The following is a 15,482-nucleotide window of genomic DNA, read 5'->3' as shown; positions in this document are numbered from 1 at the left end:
GGCCGAGCGCCGGGCCGCTCCCTAGCCGGCCCGCGCTGGCGATGTGCTTGCCGGTCGAACCGGCAAGCATCGCCGTCCCCGCGGGGGACCGACCAAGATTCTTCTTGGGCGAGGGGCGTCATATCAGGCCATGAGCGTGCTTTGCACGCGCTGGGTGGTTTGGATGGTCTTCGCCAGCTTCTCGGCATAGGCCGGGTCGGTGGCGTAACCCGCTTGCTGCAGGCCGCGGGCAAAGCCGGCGGCATTGCCGTTCTGGGCTTGCGCCACGACCTTGGCATAACGGTCGTTGCCGCTGATCAGCTTGGCGTAGTCCTTGAAAGCCTCGTCGTAGCTGCCGTAGGCGCGGAACTTGGCCGTGACCTTGACGGCCTGGCCATTGATGACCTCGGTCGTCCTCACGTCGACGGTCTTGCCCTTCCAGCCCGGCGTGGCCTTGATGCCAAAGACGTTGTGCGAAGGCGTGCCGTCGGCGCCGGTGATCTCGCGCTTGCCCCAGCCGCTCTCGTGGGCGGCCTGGGCCACCATGAAGCTGGCCGGGATGCCGGTGGCGGTTGACGCGGAGCGGGCCGCGGCATCGTGCTTTTGGATGAAGCCCTGCACGTGGTTGGGGATGCCCTTGGTGGCCAGGGCCGGCAGGGCCTGGGCCAGCGTCGTCTGGCTGTTCTTCTTGATGTTCTCGGGCGACAGGTCCTGGATGCCCATCTGGCGCTGCAGCTGCTTCTGGATCGCCTCCGACAGGCCGCCGGGCAGGCCGCTCATCTTGCCGGCGAACTGCGTGTCCAGCATTTCGGTGCCGAGCTGGGTCGCGTTGTTGTCCAGCATGCCGCTGGACAGGGTGGACGCGCGCATGCTCTTCATGACTTCCTGCATGAAGAGCGACTCAAACTGCTTGGCCGTCTCACGGATGCTCGCCTTGGGGTCGCGCGAGGCCTGGGCCTTCAGCGAATCGAGGCTGCCCAGGCTCTGGCCGGAAATGGACTGGAACGACGACGACATCAGATCACCTCGAGCTCGGCGTTGAGGGCGCCCGCGCTCTTCATGGCCTGCAGGATCGCGAGCAGATCCTGAGGTGTCGCGCCGAGGGAGTTCAGGGCCTTGACCACGTCCGCCAGGCGCGCGCCGGCGGCCAGCTGGATGAGGCTGCCGGGCTCCTGGCGGATGGAGATGTCGGCCTTCTCGGCCACCGTGGTCTGGCCGCCGGACAGTGCGTTGGGCTGGCTGATGATCGGTGTGGAGCTGATGGTCACCGACAGGCTGCCGTGCGCGACGGCGCAGGAAGACAGCGTGACGGCCTGGTTCATGACGATGGAGCCGGTGCGCGCATTGATGACGATGCGGGCCGCGGGCGTCGCCATGTCGATGGAGAGGTTCTCGACGTCGGCCAGGAAGCCGACGCGTTCGTCGGGCGTGGACGGCGCCTTCACGCGCACGACACGGCCGTCCAGCGCCTGGGCGATGCCCGCGCCCTTGGCCTTGTTGATGGCCTGGGCGACGGCGCGCGCGGTGGCGTAGTCGCTGCTGTTCAGGTCGAGCTGGATGCTGTCGCCCTGGGACAGGGGCGTGGGTACCGAGCGCTCGACGAGGGCGCCTGCCGGGATGCGGCCGGCGCTGAGGTGGTTGATCTGCACCTTGGAGCCGCCGGCGGAAGCGCCTGCGCCGCCGACCACGAGGTTGCCCTGGGCGATCGCGTAGATCTGGCCATCGGCGCCGCGCAGGGGCGTGGCGATCAGCGTGCCGCCGCGCAGGCTCTTGGCATTGCCGATGGAAGAGACGTTGATGTCCAGCTGCTGGCCGGGCTGGGCAAAAGGCGGCAGCGAGGCCGTCACCATGACAGCGGCGATATTGCGCGGCTGCATCGTGACGCCCTGGGGCAGCAGCACGCCGAACTGCTGCAGCATCGCCGTCAGGCTCTGGCCGGTGAAGGGCGCCTGCGTCGTCTGGTCGCCCGTGCCGTCCAGACCAACGATCAAGCCGTAGCCGGTCAAAGGGTTGGAACGCACGCCGGCGACCGAGGCGACCTCCTTGATGCGCGCGGCATGGGCAGGGGCAACGGGCGCCAGCACGACGGCCAGGCTGAGGAGGAGGGCTTGCAGGTACTTCACTCGACCGATTCTGCGGATCCTTGAGCCCGCGAAGCCGACGAAAAGGGCGCGGTCAGCCCCGCTTTTCTGAACCATTGGTCGTGGCCGCCATGAGCCGCGGGTATTTTTCACACCCCGCCGAGGCTGTAAGGCCGGCGACCTTCGCCCGACCACTCACCACCTGTGAGCACTGAGGCGCCCAGTCAGCACAGCAACCTCTCTTCCACCGTCCCTTTTGGAGACTGACATGACACGCCTTTCCCTGCTGACCCTCGTGCTGGCCACCTCGCTTGCTGCCTTTTCTGCCCCCAGTCAGGCCCAGGGCCTGACTCGCGAACAGGTCAAGATGGAGCGCGACACCTTCCTGGCCCTGATGCGTTGGGACGAACTCACCGGCATGTGGGTGCTGAAGTCCGGCATGGAGCCGCCCAAGGGTGTCATGTCGCGTGCCGAGGTTCTGGCGATGCGCGACCAGTTCCTGCGCATGAATGTCTACGACGACACCGTCGGCAGCTGGGTGCCGATCAAGGCGCCGCGCGACATGAGCACGCTGACGCGCGAGCAGGTCAACATGGAGACGCTGCGCTTTTTGATGATGTATCGCTACGACGAGCAGCGCAACGAGTGGGTCAGCAAGATGCGCTGAGCCCTGCAGCCCTGTCGGGGCAATCCGGACATGGATGCCCGACCGCTTGGTCGGGCATTTTCCGTTGCCGTCTGCAAGGTCCGGCTAAGCCCTTAGACCTGCGTGCGTGAGATCCTGTCAATCCCGACTTCCGGCCCGCCGTAGATAGACCGAGGCCGCGATGTCTCCGCCGGCTCCCCGGGACTGCTAAACGTTTTCCCGCATTCCCGCCAATTGCGGACGTTTGAGAGCAATTGGGAGCTTAGCGGCACCCGTTTGCGGAGGGGCGGTGACAGGTTTCTGAATGTGTATATCGGTAAAGTTTTGCTTACCGATTCGAGCTGCATTCAGTTGCAAGACCTGCCATGCCCCCGCCCTTCGAACCGTTGACCCTGGTTCATGTCGTGTTTTCATCCCGCATCGCGGGCGGTGAACGGCATTGCATCGACCTCGCCAATGCCCAGGCCACGCTGGGCCATCGTGTCCACGTCATTGGCACAGCCAATTCCGTTGTTGCCGCTGCGTTGGCTCCCGCGGTGCGCTTCCACGGGCTGAAACTGCCGCTGCTGCGCGGCTGGCGAGTGGCCAACCTGGCGCGCCGGCTGGCGGCCGATGTCTGCCATGGCCACCTCGGCCCGGCCTGCAAGGCCGTCGCGCACGCCCGGCCTTCGACCCGCGTCGGCACCCTGCACGTCGGCTACAAGGCTCATCACCATGCACGCATGGACGGCCTCATCTGCGTGAATCGCGCCCAGTACGAGAGCCTGCCTGAGCGTGAAGCGCTGGCCAGCGTCATCTACAACTGGGCGCCGGAGCGCGACGCCGCGGCCGCCGCCCGTCACACCGATCTGCGCGCCGAGCTCGGTCTGGCACCCGGCCAGCTGCTGGTCGGCAGCGTGGGCCGCCTGCACCGCAGCAAGGGCATGGACTTGCTGATCGCCGGCTTCAGGGCTCATGCACCGGCCGATGCCGTGCTGGCCATCCTGGGCGAAGGGCCGGACGAGGCCGCGCTGAAGGAACTGGCTGCGGGCGACTCGCGTGTGCGCCTGCTGGGTTTTCGCAGCGATGTTGATCAGGCATTGAAATCCTTCGATCTCTTCGTGTCACCGTCGCGTGAGGAGGCTTTTCCGCTCGCCATCCTGGAGGCCATGCGCGCCGGGTGCGCCGTGCTGTCCAGCGCCACCCAGGGCCCACGGGAGATGCTGGCCGGGCAGCCCGCCCGGTTGGTGCCGGTGGGTGATGCCCACGCTCTGGGCCATGCGATGGCCGAGGAACTGGTCCGGCTGCGCAGCCTGCTTCCTCAGGAGCGCAGCGTGCGTTACGCGACGGCGGCCTACGATCGCACCAATGCGGTTGCCCGCACGCTGGGCTTTTATCGCGACGTGATGCTCCATCGGGCTGCCCGGGCCAGGGGCTTCGACGCTGAGGATGAAGCTCACGCCGCCTGGCACGTTTGATGTTCAAGCGGCCGCGCACCGACTTCTGGCAGGTCGGCATCGTCCCTGTTCCCATTGAAGACATCGATGCCCGCCGGCTGAGCGCCGCGCGGGAGCGCATCACATGGTTGCCCGATGCCGGCCGCTGGCGCTACCTGGCGGACCCTTTCGGCCTGGTGCGTGGGGACGCCCTGCACGTGTTCGTCGAGGCCTTCGACTACCGCGTCAAGCGTGCCACCATCGAGCGCCACGAGTTCGGCCTCCCTGACCTGGCCTGGCGCCGCCAGTCGACGGTGCTGGACCGGCCCTTCCACCTGTCCTATCCCCAGGTCTTCGAGCACGACGGCGAGACCTGGATGGTGCCGGAGAGCTACCAGGCCGGTGAGATCGCCCTCTACCGCGCCTGCGACAGATCCCTCAATCACTGGGAACGCGAATGCGCCTTGCTGGGCGGCCTGCCCGGGGCGGATGCGTCCATCATCGAGCATGAGGGGCGCTGGTGGATGTTTTACACCCTGGTCGGGCCGGGAGCGCGCGACCAGCGTGAACTGCACATGGCCCATGCGCCGGCATTGTTCGGGCCCTGGGTGCCATTGGCTGCCAACCCGGTGCGCGTGAACCGCGAAGGCGCCCGCCCGGCCGGCCGGCCCTTCATCGGCCGTGACGGCGTGCTGACCCTTCCGGTGCAGGACTGCTCGACCGGCTATGGCGGCGCGACGCGCCTGCTGCGTTTTCCACGCCTGACGCCCGGGCAGGTCGAGATCGAGGCGAGCCTGGAGCGGCTGACCGGCGATCTGGTCAGCGACAGCCACCAGGCCGGCCTGCACACACTGACGGGCTGCGGCGGTTACACGCTCATCGACGTGAAGCGCATCGACCGCTCGCGCGGCAAGCAGTGGTTGGATTTGAAACGTCGCTTTACACGGATAGGGCGCCTGTTGGATCGCTGAGACGCCGCCCGCACACACCCGGGCCGCACAGGTCTACCATGGCTCTTCATGAGCCCCCAGCCTCCTTTTAGCGAGCGCATCGCCGCGCTGACGGCGGCCCTGGAGCCCCAGGTCATCGCCTGGCGGCGTGACCTGCACCAGCACCCCGAGCTCGGCAACCGCGAATTCCGCACCGCGTCCGTCGTCGCCGAGCATCTGCGCAGCCTGGGCTTTGACGAGGTCAAGACGGGCGTCGCCCACACGGGTGTCGTCGGGCTGCTCAAGGGCGGCCTGGCCGGTGGTGTTGTCGCGCTGCGGGCCGACATGGATGGCCTGCCGGTCACCGAAGAAGTGGAGCTGCCGTTCGCATCCAAGGCTCGCGCGGTATGGAACGGTGAGGAGGTCGGCGTCATGCATGCCTGCGGGCATGACTGCCACGTCGCCATCCTGATGGGCGTGGCCAGCATCCTGGCCAGTCTGCGCGCCGACCTTCCCGGCACGATCAAATTCATCTTCCAGCCGGCCGAGGAGATGCCCCCCGAAGGCGAGGAGGGCGGGGCGGCGCTGATGATCAAGGAAGGTGTGCTGGAGAACCCGACGCCCAGCGCCATCTTCGGCCTGCATGTCACCTCGCGCCAGCAGGCGGGCGTGATTGGCTACCGCCCGGGGCCGACGATGGCGAGCAGCGACAAGCTCAAGATCACCGTGCAGGGCAAGCAGACCCATGGCGCCGCGCCCTGGCTGGGCATCGATCCCATCGTCACGTCGGCGCAGATCGTGCTGGGCCTGCAGACCATCGTCAGCCGCACGCTCGACCTGAACAGAGAACCGGCCGTCGTGACCATCGGCGCGATCAAGGGCGGCGTGCGCGAGAACATCATCCCGGACTCCGTCGAGATGCGCGGCACGATCCGCAGCTTCGACGAGGGCATGCGTGAGGCCATCCATGAGCGCGTGACCCAGCTGGCCGAGGGCATTTCGGCTGCGTCACGCGCGACGTGTAAGGTCTGCATCACGCGCAACTACCCGGTCACGCGCAACGACCCTGTGCTGACCGAGCAGATGGTGCCGACGCTGACCCGCGTCGCCAGCACCGGCCCAAGGCCCATGGGCATTGAGGTCGTGCCCAAGGCAACGGGCGCAGAGGACTTCTCCTTTTTCCAGCGCCTGATCCCTGGCCTCTTCTTCTTTGTCGGCGTGACGCCGCCGGAGATCGAGCCGACCAAGGCCTACTCCAACCACTCGCCGCGCTTCATCGTCGATGAGCGCGGGCTCGAGGTGGGCGTGCGCGCACTGGCCAGTCTGGCCGTGGACTACCTCGAGTCCGTCAGGGCTTGACGGCGCTCGCCGCCCAGGCCGTGCTACGCAGCCTGGCGGACTCGCCGCTGGCCTCCATCTGCTGCAACGCCTTGGTCAGCTGTGGCAGCAATGCCCGGTGGCGGCCGTTCAGCAGCGCGTAGAGCGGCGTCGAGTGCAGTGCGGCGGGCAGCCTGACGAGGCCGTCGGTCTGGTCGGTGTCGATGTCGGGCTCGCCGGCCGTCGACGCAAACAAGGCCAGATCGATGGTGCCAAGGCGCAAGAGGCGCAGCAGATCTTGCCGGGTGGTGGCGTCGACACGGCGTGGCGCGTCGGCCAGCAGCTTCTCGAGCGCAATGACGCCACGCGGATAGCCGACCCGCCAGGCCGTCAGCGAATTCAGGTCGGTCGGCATGGCTTCGCCGCGCCGCACATAGCCCCGCACCTCCATCGTGGCCAGTGGCACCGGCACGAGCAGCAGCGTGGGATGTTCTTCGGCGACGGCGCGGATGCGCATGGTTTCGCCATCCAGCAGGCCTTGCTCGGTCATGACCAGCGAGCGGCGCAGAGGCAGTGGTTCGAACTGCACCTCATGGCCCAGCGAAGCCAAGGCGTGCCTCAGCAGTGTGCGGACGGCTGGCGACAGGCCACTCTGATCATTGGCATCGGTGGCAAAGCGCAGGGGCGGCGCGGCCGCCGCTGCCAGCGGCAGCCAGGCCAGAACTGCCAGGCCGGCTTCACGACGCCGCCACAACTCCATGTCCCTCACCCCGCCGCGCGCTTTTTCTTCTCCCTTTGCGCCGATGTTAGGCGCAAGGGACGGGCGGCGGTGTGAGTCAGCTCGGCGCGAGGTTCAGGAAGAAGCGCGACAGCCAGCCCACGGCGTGGGCATCCGCCGCCGCGCCGCGGCCGCGCTGCTCGATGCGCACGTTGGCGACCGAGGTCGACGGCACCGCATTGCCCTGGGCAATCATGCGCGGATCGACCTGACCGGAGAAGCGCAGCACGTCGACATTGCGGTTCACGCCGATCTGCTTTTCGCCGCTGATCATCAGATGGCCGTTGGGCAGCACGCCGGTGACGACGGCCGTGATGGCGCCGGTGAACTCGTTGGTGTTCTGGTTGCTGCCCTTGCCCTTGTTGTCATTGGCCGATGTGGCCTCGGCGCTGGCCCTGCCGAATGCCTTGGGCGAGATGCCCGGCACCGCGGTGATGCCGGCCGACAGGCTGCCCGTCTTGCTCAGCTCGCTGGTGCTCGTCTGCGAAGCCGAGACGCGTTCGGTGATGTTGACCGTCAGCGTGTCGCCGACGAGGCGGGCGCGGTGGTCCTCGAACAGCGGGCGGTAGGCAGCGGCCTGGTAAATGGAGCCATTGGTGGGCGCCATGGCCTGCACCGGCGGCAGGTTGACGACCGGCGTGTGGGCCAGCTCGACCTGGGGCTCGGGGTAGGGCGTGGCGCAGCCGGCGAGCAGGGCGGTGGCGACCAGGAGTCCAGTGAGTGCAACGATTTTCATGACAACTTGTCCATTCATAAGGCCGCGGAGCAGGCCGCTCATCCAGCGGCGCCGCGGAACCGGCTTTGCCGGGCCGCTGGCGCGCGCCCTGGGGGAGCGCGCGAGCGCTACGGGGGGTGCTAGATCTGGGCGAGCTTCTGCAGCATCTGGTCGGAGGTCTGCACGGCCTTGGAATTGAGTTCGTAGGCGCGCTGGGTCTGGATCATCTGCACCAGTTCCTCGACGACGTTGACGTTGGAGGTCTCGACGAAGCCCTGTTGCACCGCGCCAATGCCGTTGTTGTTGGGCGAGCCGGTGTTGGGCGTGCCGCTAGCGGCCGTCTCGGTGAACAGGTTCTGGCCCTTGGGGTCCAGGCCGGCCGGATTGACGAAGGTGGCGAGCTGCAACTGGCCGACGGTCTGCGCCGCGGCCTGGCCGGGCAGGGTGACGCTGACAGTGCCGTCGTTGCCGATGGTCAAGCTCTGCGCGTTGGCGGGAATGGTGATGCCGGGTAGCAGCGTGTAGCCGTTGTTGGTGACCATCTGACCATTGGCATTGAGCTGGAACGAGCCGTCGCGTGTGTAGGCGGTCGTGCCATCGGGCTGCTGGATCTGGAAGAAGCCGTCGCCCTTGATGGCCAGGTCCAGGTTGTTGCTGGTCTGCTGCAGATTGCCCTGCGTATAGATGCGTGCCGTGGCCACCGGGCGCACGCCCAGGCCGACCTGCAGGCCAGTGGGCAGCGTGGTCTGGTCGGTGCTGTTGGAACCGGCCTGGCGCATGTTCTGGTAGATCAGGTCCTCGAAGACGGCGTGCGAGCGCTTGTAGCCATTGGTGGCGACGTTGGCGAGGTTGTGCGAGATGTTGTCCAGCTGGGTTTGCTGGGCTTCCATGCCGGTCTTGGCGATCCAGAGTGAGCGCATCATGGTCAGGTACTCCCTAAAAGTTTGGCGGACTGCTGACCCTGGGTCTGCGCGATCTGCAAGAGCTTCATCTGCTGCTCGAACTGGCGGCCCGCGGCGATCATGGCGACCATGGTCTCGACCGGGCTGACGTTGGAGCCTTCCAGCGCTCCGTCCTGCAGGCGAGCGGCCTGGTTGGCAGGCAGGTCGCCCTCTAGAGCGCGGAACAAGCCGTCGTCCCCGCGCGTGAGTTGGTTGGCCGCTTCGGGCGTGACGAGCTTGAGCCGGCCCACCGTGGTCGGTTTCTGGTTCGGTGCCTTGGCGCTGACGGTGCCGTCACTGCCGATGGCCACCTCGCTGTTGGCTGGCACGTTGATCGGCCCGCCGTCGCCCAGCACCGGCATGCCGTTGCGCATGACGAGGATGCCTTCGGCGTTCACGTCCAGCGAGCCGGCGCGGGTGTAGGCCTCGGTGCCGTCATTGGCCTGCACGGCCAGCCAGGCATTGCCCTGCATGGCAACGTCGAGGTTGCGGCCAGTCGGCGTCAGCGGCCCCTGGGCATCGTTGTAGCCGATGGTGGTTTCCAGCGCGAAGGCGCGCGTGGAGGCGCCGTCGCCGCGCACCGGCACGGCGCGAAAGGCCTGCAGTTCCGCCCGAAAACCATTCGTGGTGACGTTGGCAAGATTGTGCGAGAGCACGTCCTGCCGTTGCATGGCCGCCTTCGCGCCCGCCATCGAGAGGTAGATCATGCGGTCCATGTGCGCTCCTTTGCTTGGTGCGCGCGCCAGCGCCGCACCTCCTCAAGCGGCCGCCGTGGAACCGGCTTTGCCGGGCCACGGGCGGCGCCCCCTTGAGGGGGAGCGCCGAAGGCGCTTCGGGGGTGGGTCATCCCTTGCGAGAGCACGTCCTGCCGTTGCATGGCCGCCTTCGCGCCCGCCATCGAGAGGTAGATCATGCGGTCCATCGCGCGTCCTCAGCCGTCGTGATCAGCGCAGGTTGACGATGGTCTGCAGGACCTGGTCCTGCGTCTTGATCGTCTGTGCATTGGCCTGATAGGCCCGCTGGGCCGTCACCATGTTGACGAGCTCGGCGGTCAGGTCGACGTTGCTTTCCTCCAGCGCGCCGGACTGCAGCGCGCCCATGTTGCCGTCACCCGGCACGCCGACGACCGCGTCACCGGAGGCGACGGTGCGGATCCAGACGTTACCGCCCATGGTCTGCAGGCCTTGCGGGTTGCGGAAGCTGGCGAGCTCGACTTGGCCGGCCGGCTTGCTCTGGCCGTTGGAATAGCGGGCCTGGACGATGCCGTCGTTGGCGACCTGGATGCCGGTCAGCTGGCCCGGCGCGTAGCCGTCCTGGGTCAGGTTGGTCACCGCGAAGCTGCTGCCGTTCTCGGTTGCGCCGGTCAGGTCGAGCTGGATGCCGGAAATCGCCAGCGTCGGGTTGCCTCGCGTGCTGGTGCCGGCCGGCACGGTCATGGAGATCGTGCCGGGCGGTGTCGTCGCGCTGCCGGCTATTGCCGAAGGCGCGCCGCCGGTGGGCGGGAAGGTGACGGTGGTGTAGGGGATCGTCGGGTTGCCGTTGGCATCCAGCGGGATGGCGTTGCCGGAAGCGTCGGTATCGAAGGGCGTGCCGTTGGCTGTCGCGTAGACGTTCCAGACGTCGTTGGGCGGCACGGCGCCACTGGGGTCGGTCGCGCGCTGGAAGTAGAAGGTCACGGCGACGTCCTGGCCCTTGGCGTCATAGGCCGTCATGGACGTCGCGTTGTTGTAGGTCGCGCTGTCCTTCAGGTCCATGCCGGTGCCCGTGCCGCCACCGGGGGCGGTGGCCTTCAGGCGGGAGTCGAGGTTGAGCTCCATGCTGACCTTGGTCGTCACGGCGGGCGGGATGCCGCCGGTGGGCAGCTGCAGCGGTTGGGCCGTGCCAGGCTGGATGACACCGGCGCCGTTGGCCGGATAGCCCATCAGCTTGAGGCCGTCGTTGTTGACGATGAAGCCATCCTTGCTGACCTTGAACTGGCCGTTGCGGGTGTAGCGCGTCGGGTTCACGCCGTCGCTGACCTGGAAGAAGCCGCCGCCGTTGATGGCGAGGTCCATCGGGTTTTCGGTCGTCGTGATATTGCCCTGGGTGAACTGCTGGGCGACGGACTGCAGGCTGGTGCCGATGCCGACCTGGTTGGCACCAGCGCCGTTCAGCGCCGCGGCGTAGACGTCGGAGAACTCGGCCCGTGAACCCTTGGCGCCAAAGGTGCCGGAGTTGGCGATGTTGTTGCCGATGACGTCCAGGTTCTTGGAGGCGGCATTGAGCCCGGAAAGGCCTTGCTGGAAGCTCATGGGGAGTCCTTGCTTGCGGGAGAGGTGATCAGTTGACCGAGGAGACGGCCGTGTAGTCCACGGGGCCGAGGCGTTCGAGATTGAGCTTGAGGCTGCCGTTCTCGCTGTAGACGGCGTCCACCTTGTCGTGGGCGTAGAGCGTGGACGTGACGGCCTTGGCGCCGTTGGCTGCGGTGATGCGGTACTTGACTTCGGTGCCCTCAGGCACTTTGGTGCCGGCGGGCCAGGAGAAGGTCTGGCGGCCCGAGCCCTGGGCACCGAGCTGCACGGTGTCGATGACATTGCCGGCCCCGCCGAGGATCTCCAGCTTCACGGTCTGGGCCGCGCCGTCGAGCTCGTAGCTGCCGTCGGCAGCACCGTTCTCGACTTGGATCTTGTCGCTGGGCACGCTGACCTCGCGGCCCACCAGCGAGATGGACTGCAGGGCCTGCATCTGGCCGAGCTGGCCGCCCAGGCTCTTGATGCTGGTGTCCAGCGTGGACAGGCTCGTCACCTGCTGGATCTGCGCCATCTGGCTCGTCACCTGCGCGTTGTCCATGGGGTTGAGCGGGTCCTGGTTGTTCATCTGCGCGACGAGCAGCTTCAGGAAGCGGTCCTGGGTTTCGGCGGCGTTCTTGGCGGAAACGGTGGGCGTGCCCGTCGTGCTGCCGTTGAGTGCGGTGATGTCCATGGCGGGCTTTCAGCGGTCAGGACTGGCCGAGTTGCAAGGTCTTGAGCAGCAGGTTCTTGGCCGTGCTCATCACCTCGATGTTGTTCTGGTAGGAGCGCGACGCCGAGATCATGTTGACCATCTCTTCCACCGGGTTCACGTTGGAATAGGTCACATAGCCGTCGGCATCGGCCTGCGGATGCTTGGGGTCGTGCACGCGGCGGCCGGGGGTCTGGTCCTCGGTGACGCTGGTCACGCGCACGCCGGCGCTGCCGCTGTCGTTGCCGGCGCCCATCAATTGGGTCTGGAAGACCACCTGGCGCGCCTTGTAGGCCTGGCCGTCCGGGCCGGCCACGGTATCGGCGTTGGCCAGGTTGCTGGCCACGACGTTGAGGCGCTGGCTCTGGGCGCTGACCGCGCTGCCGGCGACGTGAAAGATCTGGAACATGGACATGGTTCAGCTCTCCTCAGCTCTGGTTGTGCGACTTCATCGCATCCAGCGTCGTGCGTACGGCGCCGTTGATGAAGCGCAGCGTCGCCTCGTACTTCACCGAGTTGTCCGCGAAGCTGGCACGCTCGCGGTCCATGTCGACACCGTTGCTGTCCAGGCTGGTCTGGGACTGCAGCGCGTATTCCTTGCCGCTCTCGCCGCGCGCACCGGCCAGCGGTGCGATGTGGCCGCGCTGCGTTGCGGCAAGAGCGCCGGGCGTGCCGATCTCGCCGGTGGCTTCACGCAGGGCCTTGGCGAAGTCCATGTCGCGAGCCTGATAGCCTGGCGTGTCGGCGTTGGCGATGTTGCTGGCGAGCTGGCGCTGACGCTCCGCCCGCAGCGTGAGCGCCTGGGTCTGGAAGTTCAGCGTGTCTGTCAATCGGTTCAACATCTGGGGGCCTCTTTCGAGGTTGCTTTCGAGCTGAAGGGCCGGGATGGCTCTTCTCGCAAATTGTCTGGAGCAGCTCCGAAAACATGAGCGGGATAAACGGGGGCAAAGCCGTTCAATTCCGACCTAGGGACTGCCGGCCCCTCTCTAGAGTGGCGGCCATGCTTCGTGCCACCCTGCTCCTTGTCTGCATGCTGCTCTCGGCCGATCCCGGCCTGGCGCAGACCGTGCCTGCGTCGGTGCTTGATCCGGCGCTGGTGGAGCGGGTGCGCGTGCTGGCCGAGGCGGCCGCGCGCGCCGCGGCACCCCCCAATACTCGTGTGGCCGTTGAGATCGGCGTACTTGACGCCCGGCTGCGCCTGGCGCCCTGCCAGCAGATCCAGCCTTATCTGCCGCCCGGCATGGCCGTCTGGGGCAAAAGCCGCATCGGCCTGCGCTGCACCGATGGCGTGGCGCGCTGGAATGTCACGCTGCCAATACGCGTTGCCGTCTTTGGCCGCGCCGTTGTCGCCAGCGGCCCGCTGCCGGCTGGTGTGAATTTGTCTCAAGAACAGCTGGCCGTGGCCGATATCGACATCGCTGCCGAGCCCGGCGCCGTCTTCACGGATCCGGCCCTGCTGATCGGCCGCACGCTGGCTCGCCCGCTGGGCGCCGCCGAGGCGGTGCGCGCGCCGGCGCTGAAGTCGCGCCAATGGTTTGCCGCCGGAGAGACCGTGCAGGTCCGGGTTGCGGGTGAGGGATTTGCCGTCGCCTCCGAGGCGCAGGCTCTGTCGGCGGGCATCGAGGGCCAGGAGGTCAGGGTGAGGTTTGAGAGTGGTCGCGTCGCCAGCGGCCGAGCAGTCGGCGAACGCCGCGTGGATGTGTTGCTATGAGCAAACTGCCACGAATCTTGAGAACTGGCCGGAAAAACCGGCCAATTCCCGCTCAAGTTCCTAGGCCCGGGGCCGATACAGGAGGAAACTCCCCTGCAATGCCCTCTGCGGGGCCCGCCCCGCACCCTGGAGAAGCTCATGAAGATCGGTAACAGCCCTGACGGCACCGCCAGCCCGCCCAAGGCCGAGCGCCCCGCCTCGCGCAAGCCCGAGGCTGCCGGCACGGCCGATGTCGTCCGTCAGACCGCCCAAGCCGCGACCTCTGCGCCCAGCGCCCAGGTCGCCATTTCCAACACCGCCAAGCTGGCTGCCAGTGGCAGCGCCGACGACGGCAGCTTTGACGCCGCCAAGGTCGCACGCATCTCCAAGGCCATCAGTGAGGGTAAGTTCACGGTCAACGCGAACGCCATCGCCGACAAGCTGGTCTCAAATGCGCAAGAATTGCTGGACAGCCGCGTCAATAAGCACTGAACCATGACCGCCATCGCTCCGTCCACCCTCGGCACCGAACTCGAACAGCCTCTGCTGGCTGTCGAGGCTGCGCTGAACCAGCTCGGTGATGCGCTGGCCCGCCGCGACGCGACGGCCATCGAACAGCATGCCGCCGAGCTGCACCAGCACCTGGCCCGCGCCGTGCAGAACTTCAGCGAAGCCGCCCGCACCGGCAGCGTGCCCAGCGCCCTGCGCAACCGCCTTGTGCGTGCCGGCGGCCTGCTGGCCGCCCAGCGCGAAGCCCTGGCCCGCGGCAATGCTTCACTGGATCGTGCGCTGGACGTGCTGATCCCGAGCGAGCCCACCGGCCTGTATGGCGCTGGCGGCAAGGCCGAGCGCCGCAGCGTCGGCGGCGGCAGCTACCAGGCCTGATCGGTCGCTGAATACAGGAAGCCACCTGCGGGTGGCTTTTTTGTGCCTTGTCGCTCCACAAGCGCCAAAAAAGAAGAGCGGCCCCGGAGGGCCGCTCGTCATGGTGCAGGGCTCCGCTTACTTGGCTGCCAGGGCAGTGGCGCGGCGCACGACCGGGGCCGGGAAATCGCCCAGCTCGCGAGCGGCGTTCTCGCCATGGTCGGCGGCCAGCGCTGCGGTCTGCTCGACCTGCAGGTCGGTCGCTCTGACCGTCAGGATGGCCTGACGGGGCAGCTTGACGGCCGCGACGGCGGCAGCCTTGGCGGTGGCCGGCGTCGTCGCTTCGACACCCTTCTCACCTTGGAGGGCAGCCAGTTCGCCGCTGTTGCGGGCGGCCACGAGGTCGGCGATGACGGATTCGCGGGTTGTTTGTGCGGAGGCGGCGCCGGCAGCGATCAGCAGGGCGGCGGCAAAGACGGTAGACAGCTTGTTCATGATGATTTCCTTCAAGTTCCGTGGCGGGTAGTTCCGCCTGGTTTGCTTGGGCATCGCGACCGCGGTGTCCATGGGCTGAACTCTAGGCAGTGCGACTCGGTAGAAACACCAGGGTCGCAGCAACGCGTCGTTCAGAAAAGGAAAACAATCAACGACCTGAATAAGCTGTTGTGCCCAAAAAAATATCGAATTTATTCCGATGCTGACCGGGCTCAGCGGGTAGCCGCCTGGCGCACCTTGTCCAGATAGGCGTGCCCATCCGGCGGCAAGCCGCTTCGCTGGGACGCCCACACCATTTCCCCCAGGGCTTCCATGGCGACATGGTGGGCCTCGTGGCGGGAATTGCGCTTGGCAGCCAGCAGGTCGATGGCCTGGCGGATGCCCGAGGGCTGGTCGATGGCGTGTTGCTCGGTGATGGTCAGATGCATGGACAGATGCAGGAAGGGGTTGGCGCGCCCTTCCTCCACCGTGTAGACCTTCTCCAGCGCTGCGGCTTCGTCGGCGAGATCGGCGTGGTACTCCGGATGCTCGGCGATCCAGTCCGCTGCAAGGGCTTCCATCGGGATCAACGGCGCGCCGTCGCGCCACTTGCGGTAGGTGGCGCAGAAGAAGCGCCGGACTTCGAGCTGGGATGGGGCGAACATGACTCGATT

Annotated in this window: 20 protein-coding genes; 7 read left to right on the top strand and 13 right to left on the bottom strand. The window is 67.1% G+C overall.

Annotated elements, in window-relative coordinates:
- Positions 1 to 123: 123 nt before the first annotated feature.
- On the bottom strand, positions 124 to 996 hold the full coding sequence (gene flgJ, locus ACXJLH_RS13960; RefSeq protein WP_457444727.1) for a flagellar assembly peptidoglycan hydrolase FlgJ: 873 nt from the start codon (positions 994 to 996) through the stop codon (positions 124 to 126).
- A complete protein-coding gene (locus ACXJLH_RS13955; RefSeq protein ID WP_082532752.1) occupies positions 996 to 2,177 on the bottom strand; it encodes a flagellar basal body P-ring protein FlgI in 1,182 nt (393 codons plus the stop codon). Before ACXJLH_RS13955 ends, flgJ begins: the two co-directional genes overlap by 1 nt.
- A 151-nt stretch (positions 2,178 to 2,328) precedes the next feature.
- Here ACXJLH_RS13955 and ACXJLH_RS13950 point away from each other — a divergent pair, with 151 nt between their 5' ends.
- From ACXJLH_RS13950 to ACXJLH_RS13935, 4 genes are all read left to right on the top strand, one after another.
- Positions 2,329 to 2,727: a DUF4148 domain-containing protein gene (locus tag ACXJLH_RS13950; RefSeq protein WP_056199163.1), complete on the top strand. Its 399-nt coding sequence runs from the start codon at positions 2,329 to 2,331 to the stop codon at positions 2,725 to 2,727.
- A gap of 344 nt (positions 2,728 to 3,071) precedes the next feature.
- Positions 3,072 to 4,163 carry a glycosyltransferase gene (locus tag ACXJLH_RS13945; protein WP_457444725.1) on the top strand — a complete coding sequence of 364 codons (1,092 nt, stop codon included), beginning with the start codon at positions 3,072 to 3,074 and terminating at the stop codon, positions 4,161 to 4,163.
- Positions 4,163 to 5,092 carry a glucosamine inositolphosphorylceramide transferase family protein gene (locus tag ACXJLH_RS13940; RefSeq protein ID WP_457444723.1) on the top strand — a complete coding sequence of 310 codons (930 nt, stop codon included), beginning with the start codon at positions 4,163 to 4,165 and terminating at the stop codon, positions 5,090 to 5,092. Before ACXJLH_RS13945 ends, ACXJLH_RS13940 begins: the two co-directional genes overlap by 1 nt.
- Before the next feature lie 48 nt (positions 5,093 to 5,140).
- Positions 5,141 to 6,409, top strand: a complete 1,269-nt coding sequence (locus tag ACXJLH_RS13935) for an amidohydrolase (protein WP_457444721.1) — start codon at positions 5,141 to 5,143, stop codon at positions 6,407 to 6,409.
- On the opposite strand, the gene ACXJLH_RS13930 is transcribed toward ACXJLH_RS13935, so the two are convergent.
- The 9 genes from ACXJLH_RS13930 to flgB all read right to left on the bottom strand — a co-directional run bounded on the left by ACXJLH_RS13930 (position 6,399) and on the right by flgB (position 12,622).
- Positions 6,399 to 7,127 carry a hypothetical protein gene (locus tag ACXJLH_RS13930; RefSeq protein WP_457444719.1) on the bottom strand — a complete coding sequence of 243 codons (729 nt, stop codon included), beginning with the start codon at positions 7,125 to 7,127 and terminating at the stop codon, positions 6,399 to 6,401. The two genes, ACXJLH_RS13935 and ACXJLH_RS13930, sit on opposite strands and share 11 nt — an antisense overlap.
- A gap of 76 nt (positions 7,128 to 7,203) precedes the next feature.
- The gene (locus tag ACXJLH_RS13925) at positions 7,204 to 7,881 is read right to left on the bottom strand and encodes a flagellar basal body L-ring protein FlgH (RefSeq protein WP_056199147.1); all 678 of its coding nucleotides are present in this window, start codon (positions 7,879 to 7,881) and stop codon (positions 7,204 to 7,206) included.
- Positions 7,882 to 8,000: 119 nt separating this feature from the next.
- A complete protein-coding gene (gene flgG, locus ACXJLH_RS13920) occupies positions 8,001 to 8,783 on the bottom strand; it encodes a flagellar basal-body rod protein FlgG (RefSeq protein WP_457324129.1) in 783 nt (260 codons plus the stop codon).
- 2 nt (positions 8,784 to 8,785) lie between these two features.
- Entirely contained in the window at positions 8,786 to 9,517 is a 732-nt protein-coding gene (gene flgF / locus ACXJLH_RS13915; RefSeq protein ID WP_457354225.1) for a flagellar basal-body rod protein FlgF, read from the bottom strand.
- Complete coding sequence (locus ACXJLH_RS13910) at positions 9,505 to 9,723, bottom strand: hypothetical protein (RefSeq protein WP_082532750.1); 219 nt, start codon at positions 9,721 to 9,723, stop codon at positions 9,505 to 9,507. The genes flgF and ACXJLH_RS13910 overlap by 13 nt, the downstream gene beginning before the upstream one ends.
- Before the next feature lie 22 nt (positions 9,724 to 9,745).
- The gene (gene flgE / locus ACXJLH_RS13905; protein WP_457444717.1) at positions 9,746 to 11,092 is read right to left on the bottom strand and encodes a flagellar hook protein FlgE; all 1,347 of its coding nucleotides are present in this window, start codon (positions 11,090 to 11,092) and stop codon (positions 9,746 to 9,748) included.
- 28 nt (positions 11,093 to 11,120) lie between these two features.
- Complete coding sequence (locus ACXJLH_RS13900) at positions 11,121 to 11,762, bottom strand: flagellar hook assembly protein FlgD (protein WP_056199134.1); 642 nt, start codon at positions 11,760 to 11,762, stop codon at positions 11,121 to 11,123.
- A 16-nt stretch (positions 11,763 to 11,778) separates the two neighbouring features.
- Positions 11,779 to 12,195 carry a flagellar basal body rod protein FlgC gene (gene flgC, locus ACXJLH_RS13895; RefSeq protein WP_056199131.1) on the bottom strand — a complete coding sequence of 139 codons (417 nt, stop codon included), beginning with the start codon at positions 12,193 to 12,195 and terminating at the stop codon, positions 11,779 to 11,781.
- A 13-nt stretch (positions 12,196 to 12,208) separates the two neighbouring features.
- The gene (flgB, locus tag ACXJLH_RS13890; protein ID WP_056199128.1) at positions 12,209 to 12,622 is read right to left on the bottom strand and encodes a flagellar basal body rod protein FlgB; all 414 of its coding nucleotides are present in this window, start codon (positions 12,620 to 12,622) and stop codon (positions 12,209 to 12,211) included.
- A gap of 158 nt (positions 12,623 to 12,780) precedes the next feature.
- Between flgB and flgA the strand changes: the two genes are divergently transcribed.
- From flgA to ACXJLH_RS13875, 3 genes are all read left to right on the top strand, one after another.
- Positions 12,781 to 13,491 carry a flagellar basal body P-ring formation chaperone FlgA gene (gene flgA / locus ACXJLH_RS13885; protein ID WP_457444715.1) on the top strand — a complete coding sequence of 237 codons (711 nt, stop codon included), beginning with the start codon at positions 12,781 to 12,783 and terminating at the stop codon, positions 13,489 to 13,491.
- A 138-nt stretch (positions 13,492 to 13,629) separates the two neighbouring features.
- The gene (gene flgM, locus ACXJLH_RS13880; RefSeq protein ID WP_056199125.1) at positions 13,630 to 13,962 is read left to right on the top strand and encodes a flagellar biosynthesis anti-sigma factor FlgM; all 333 of its coding nucleotides are present in this window, start codon (positions 13,630 to 13,632) and stop codon (positions 13,960 to 13,962) included.
- 3 nt (positions 13,963 to 13,965) lie between these two features.
- A complete protein-coding gene (locus ACXJLH_RS13875) occupies positions 13,966 to 14,355 on the top strand; it encodes a hypothetical protein (protein ID WP_056199123.1) in 390 nt (129 codons plus the stop codon).
- Between the two features lie 117 nt (positions 14,356 to 14,472).
- On the opposite strand, the gene ACXJLH_RS13870 is transcribed toward ACXJLH_RS13875, so the two are convergent.
- Positions 14,473 to 14,829, bottom strand: coding sequence for a hypothetical protein (locus ACXJLH_RS13870; RefSeq protein WP_457444713.1), 357 nt, complete (start codon positions 14,827 to 14,829; stop codon positions 14,473 to 14,475).
- Positions 14,830 to 15,041: 212 nt separating this feature from the next.
- Positions 15,042 to 15,473, bottom strand: a complete 432-nt coding sequence (locus ACXJLH_RS13865) for a DUF1841 family protein (RefSeq protein WP_457444711.1) — start codon at positions 15,471 to 15,473, stop codon at positions 15,042 to 15,044.
- Positions 15,474 to 15,482 lie beyond the last annotated feature (9 nt).

It is taken from the genome of Roseateles sp. P5_E4, assembly GCF_054049255.1.
This window is presented reverse-complemented; position numbering and strand designations above follow the sequence as displayed.

What these genes read in the sequence shown, in the direction of transcription:
- flgJ (WP_457444727.1), bottom strand. Translation starts at nt 996, where the DNA reads ATGTCGTCGTCGTTCCAGTCCATTTCCGGCCAGAGCCTGGGCAGCCTC.
- ACXJLH_RS13955 (WP_082532752.1), bottom strand. Translation starts at nt 2,177, where the DNA reads ATGGTTCAGAAAAGCGGGGCTGACCGCGCCCTTTTCGTCGGCTTCGCG.
- ACXJLH_RS13950 (WP_056199163.1), top strand. Translation starts at nt 2,329, where the DNA reads ATGACACGCCTTTCCCTGCTGACCCTCGTGCTGGCCACCTCGCTTGCT.
- ACXJLH_RS13945 (WP_457444725.1), top strand. Translation starts at nt 3,072, where the DNA reads ATGCCCCCGCCCTTCGAACCGTTGACCCTGGTTCATGTCGTGTTTTCA.
- ACXJLH_RS13940 (WP_457444723.1), top strand. Translation starts at nt 4,163, where the DNA reads ATGTTCAAGCGGCCGCGCACCGACTTCTGGCAGGTCGGCATCGTCCCT.
- ACXJLH_RS13935 (WP_457444721.1), top strand. Translation starts at nt 5,141, where the DNA reads ATGAGCCCCCAGCCTCCTTTTAGCGAGCGCATCGCCGCGCTGACGGCG.
- ACXJLH_RS13930 (WP_457444719.1), bottom strand. Translation starts at nt 7,127, where the DNA reads ATGGAGTTGTGGCGGCGTCGTGAAGCCGGCCTGGCAGTTCTGGCCTGG.
- ACXJLH_RS13925 (WP_056199147.1), bottom strand. Translation starts at nt 7,881, where the DNA reads ATGAAAATCGTTGCACTCACTGGACTCCTGGTCGCCACCGCCCTGCTC.
- flgG (WP_457324129.1), bottom strand. Translation starts at nt 8,783, where the DNA reads ATGATGCGCTCACTCTGGATCGCCAAGACCGGCATGGAAGCCCAGCAA.
- flgF (WP_457354225.1), bottom strand. Translation starts at nt 9,517, where the DNA reads ATGGACCGCATGATCTACCTCTCGATGGCGGGCGCGAAGGCGGCCATG.
- ACXJLH_RS13910 (WP_082532750.1), bottom strand. Translation starts at nt 9,723, where the DNA reads ATGGACCGCATGATCTACCTCTCGATGGCGGGCGCGAAGGCGGCCATG.
- flgE (WP_457444717.1), bottom strand. Translation starts at nt 11,092, where the DNA reads ATGAGCTTCCAGCAAGGCCTTTCCGGGCTCAATGCCGCCTCCAAGAAC.
- ACXJLH_RS13900 (WP_056199134.1), bottom strand. Translation starts at nt 11,762, where the DNA reads ATGGACATCACCGCACTCAACGGCAGCACGACGGGCACGCCCACCGTT.
- flgC (WP_056199131.1), bottom strand. Translation starts at nt 12,195, where the DNA reads ATGTCCATGTTCCAGATCTTTCACGTCGCCGGCAGCGCGGTCAGCGCC.
- flgB (WP_056199128.1), bottom strand. Translation starts at nt 12,622, where the DNA reads ATGTTGAACCGATTGACAGACACGCTGAACTTCCAGACCCAGGCGCTC.
- flgA (WP_457444715.1), top strand. Translation starts at nt 12,781, where the DNA reads ATGCTTCGTGCCACCCTGCTCCTTGTCTGCATGCTGCTCTCGGCCGAT.
- flgM (WP_056199125.1), top strand. Translation starts at nt 13,630, where the DNA reads ATGAAGATCGGTAACAGCCCTGACGGCACCGCCAGCCCGCCCAAGGCC.
- ACXJLH_RS13875 (WP_056199123.1), top strand. Translation starts at nt 13,966, where the DNA reads ATGACCGCCATCGCTCCGTCCACCCTCGGCACCGAACTCGAACAGCCT.
- ACXJLH_RS13870 (WP_457444713.1), bottom strand. Translation starts at nt 14,829, where the DNA reads ATGAACAAGCTGTCTACCGTCTTTGCCGCCGCCCTGCTGATCGCTGCC.
- ACXJLH_RS13865 (WP_457444711.1), bottom strand. Translation starts at nt 15,473, where the DNA reads ATGTTCGCCCCATCCCAGCTCGAAGTCCGGCGCTTCTTCTGCGCCACC.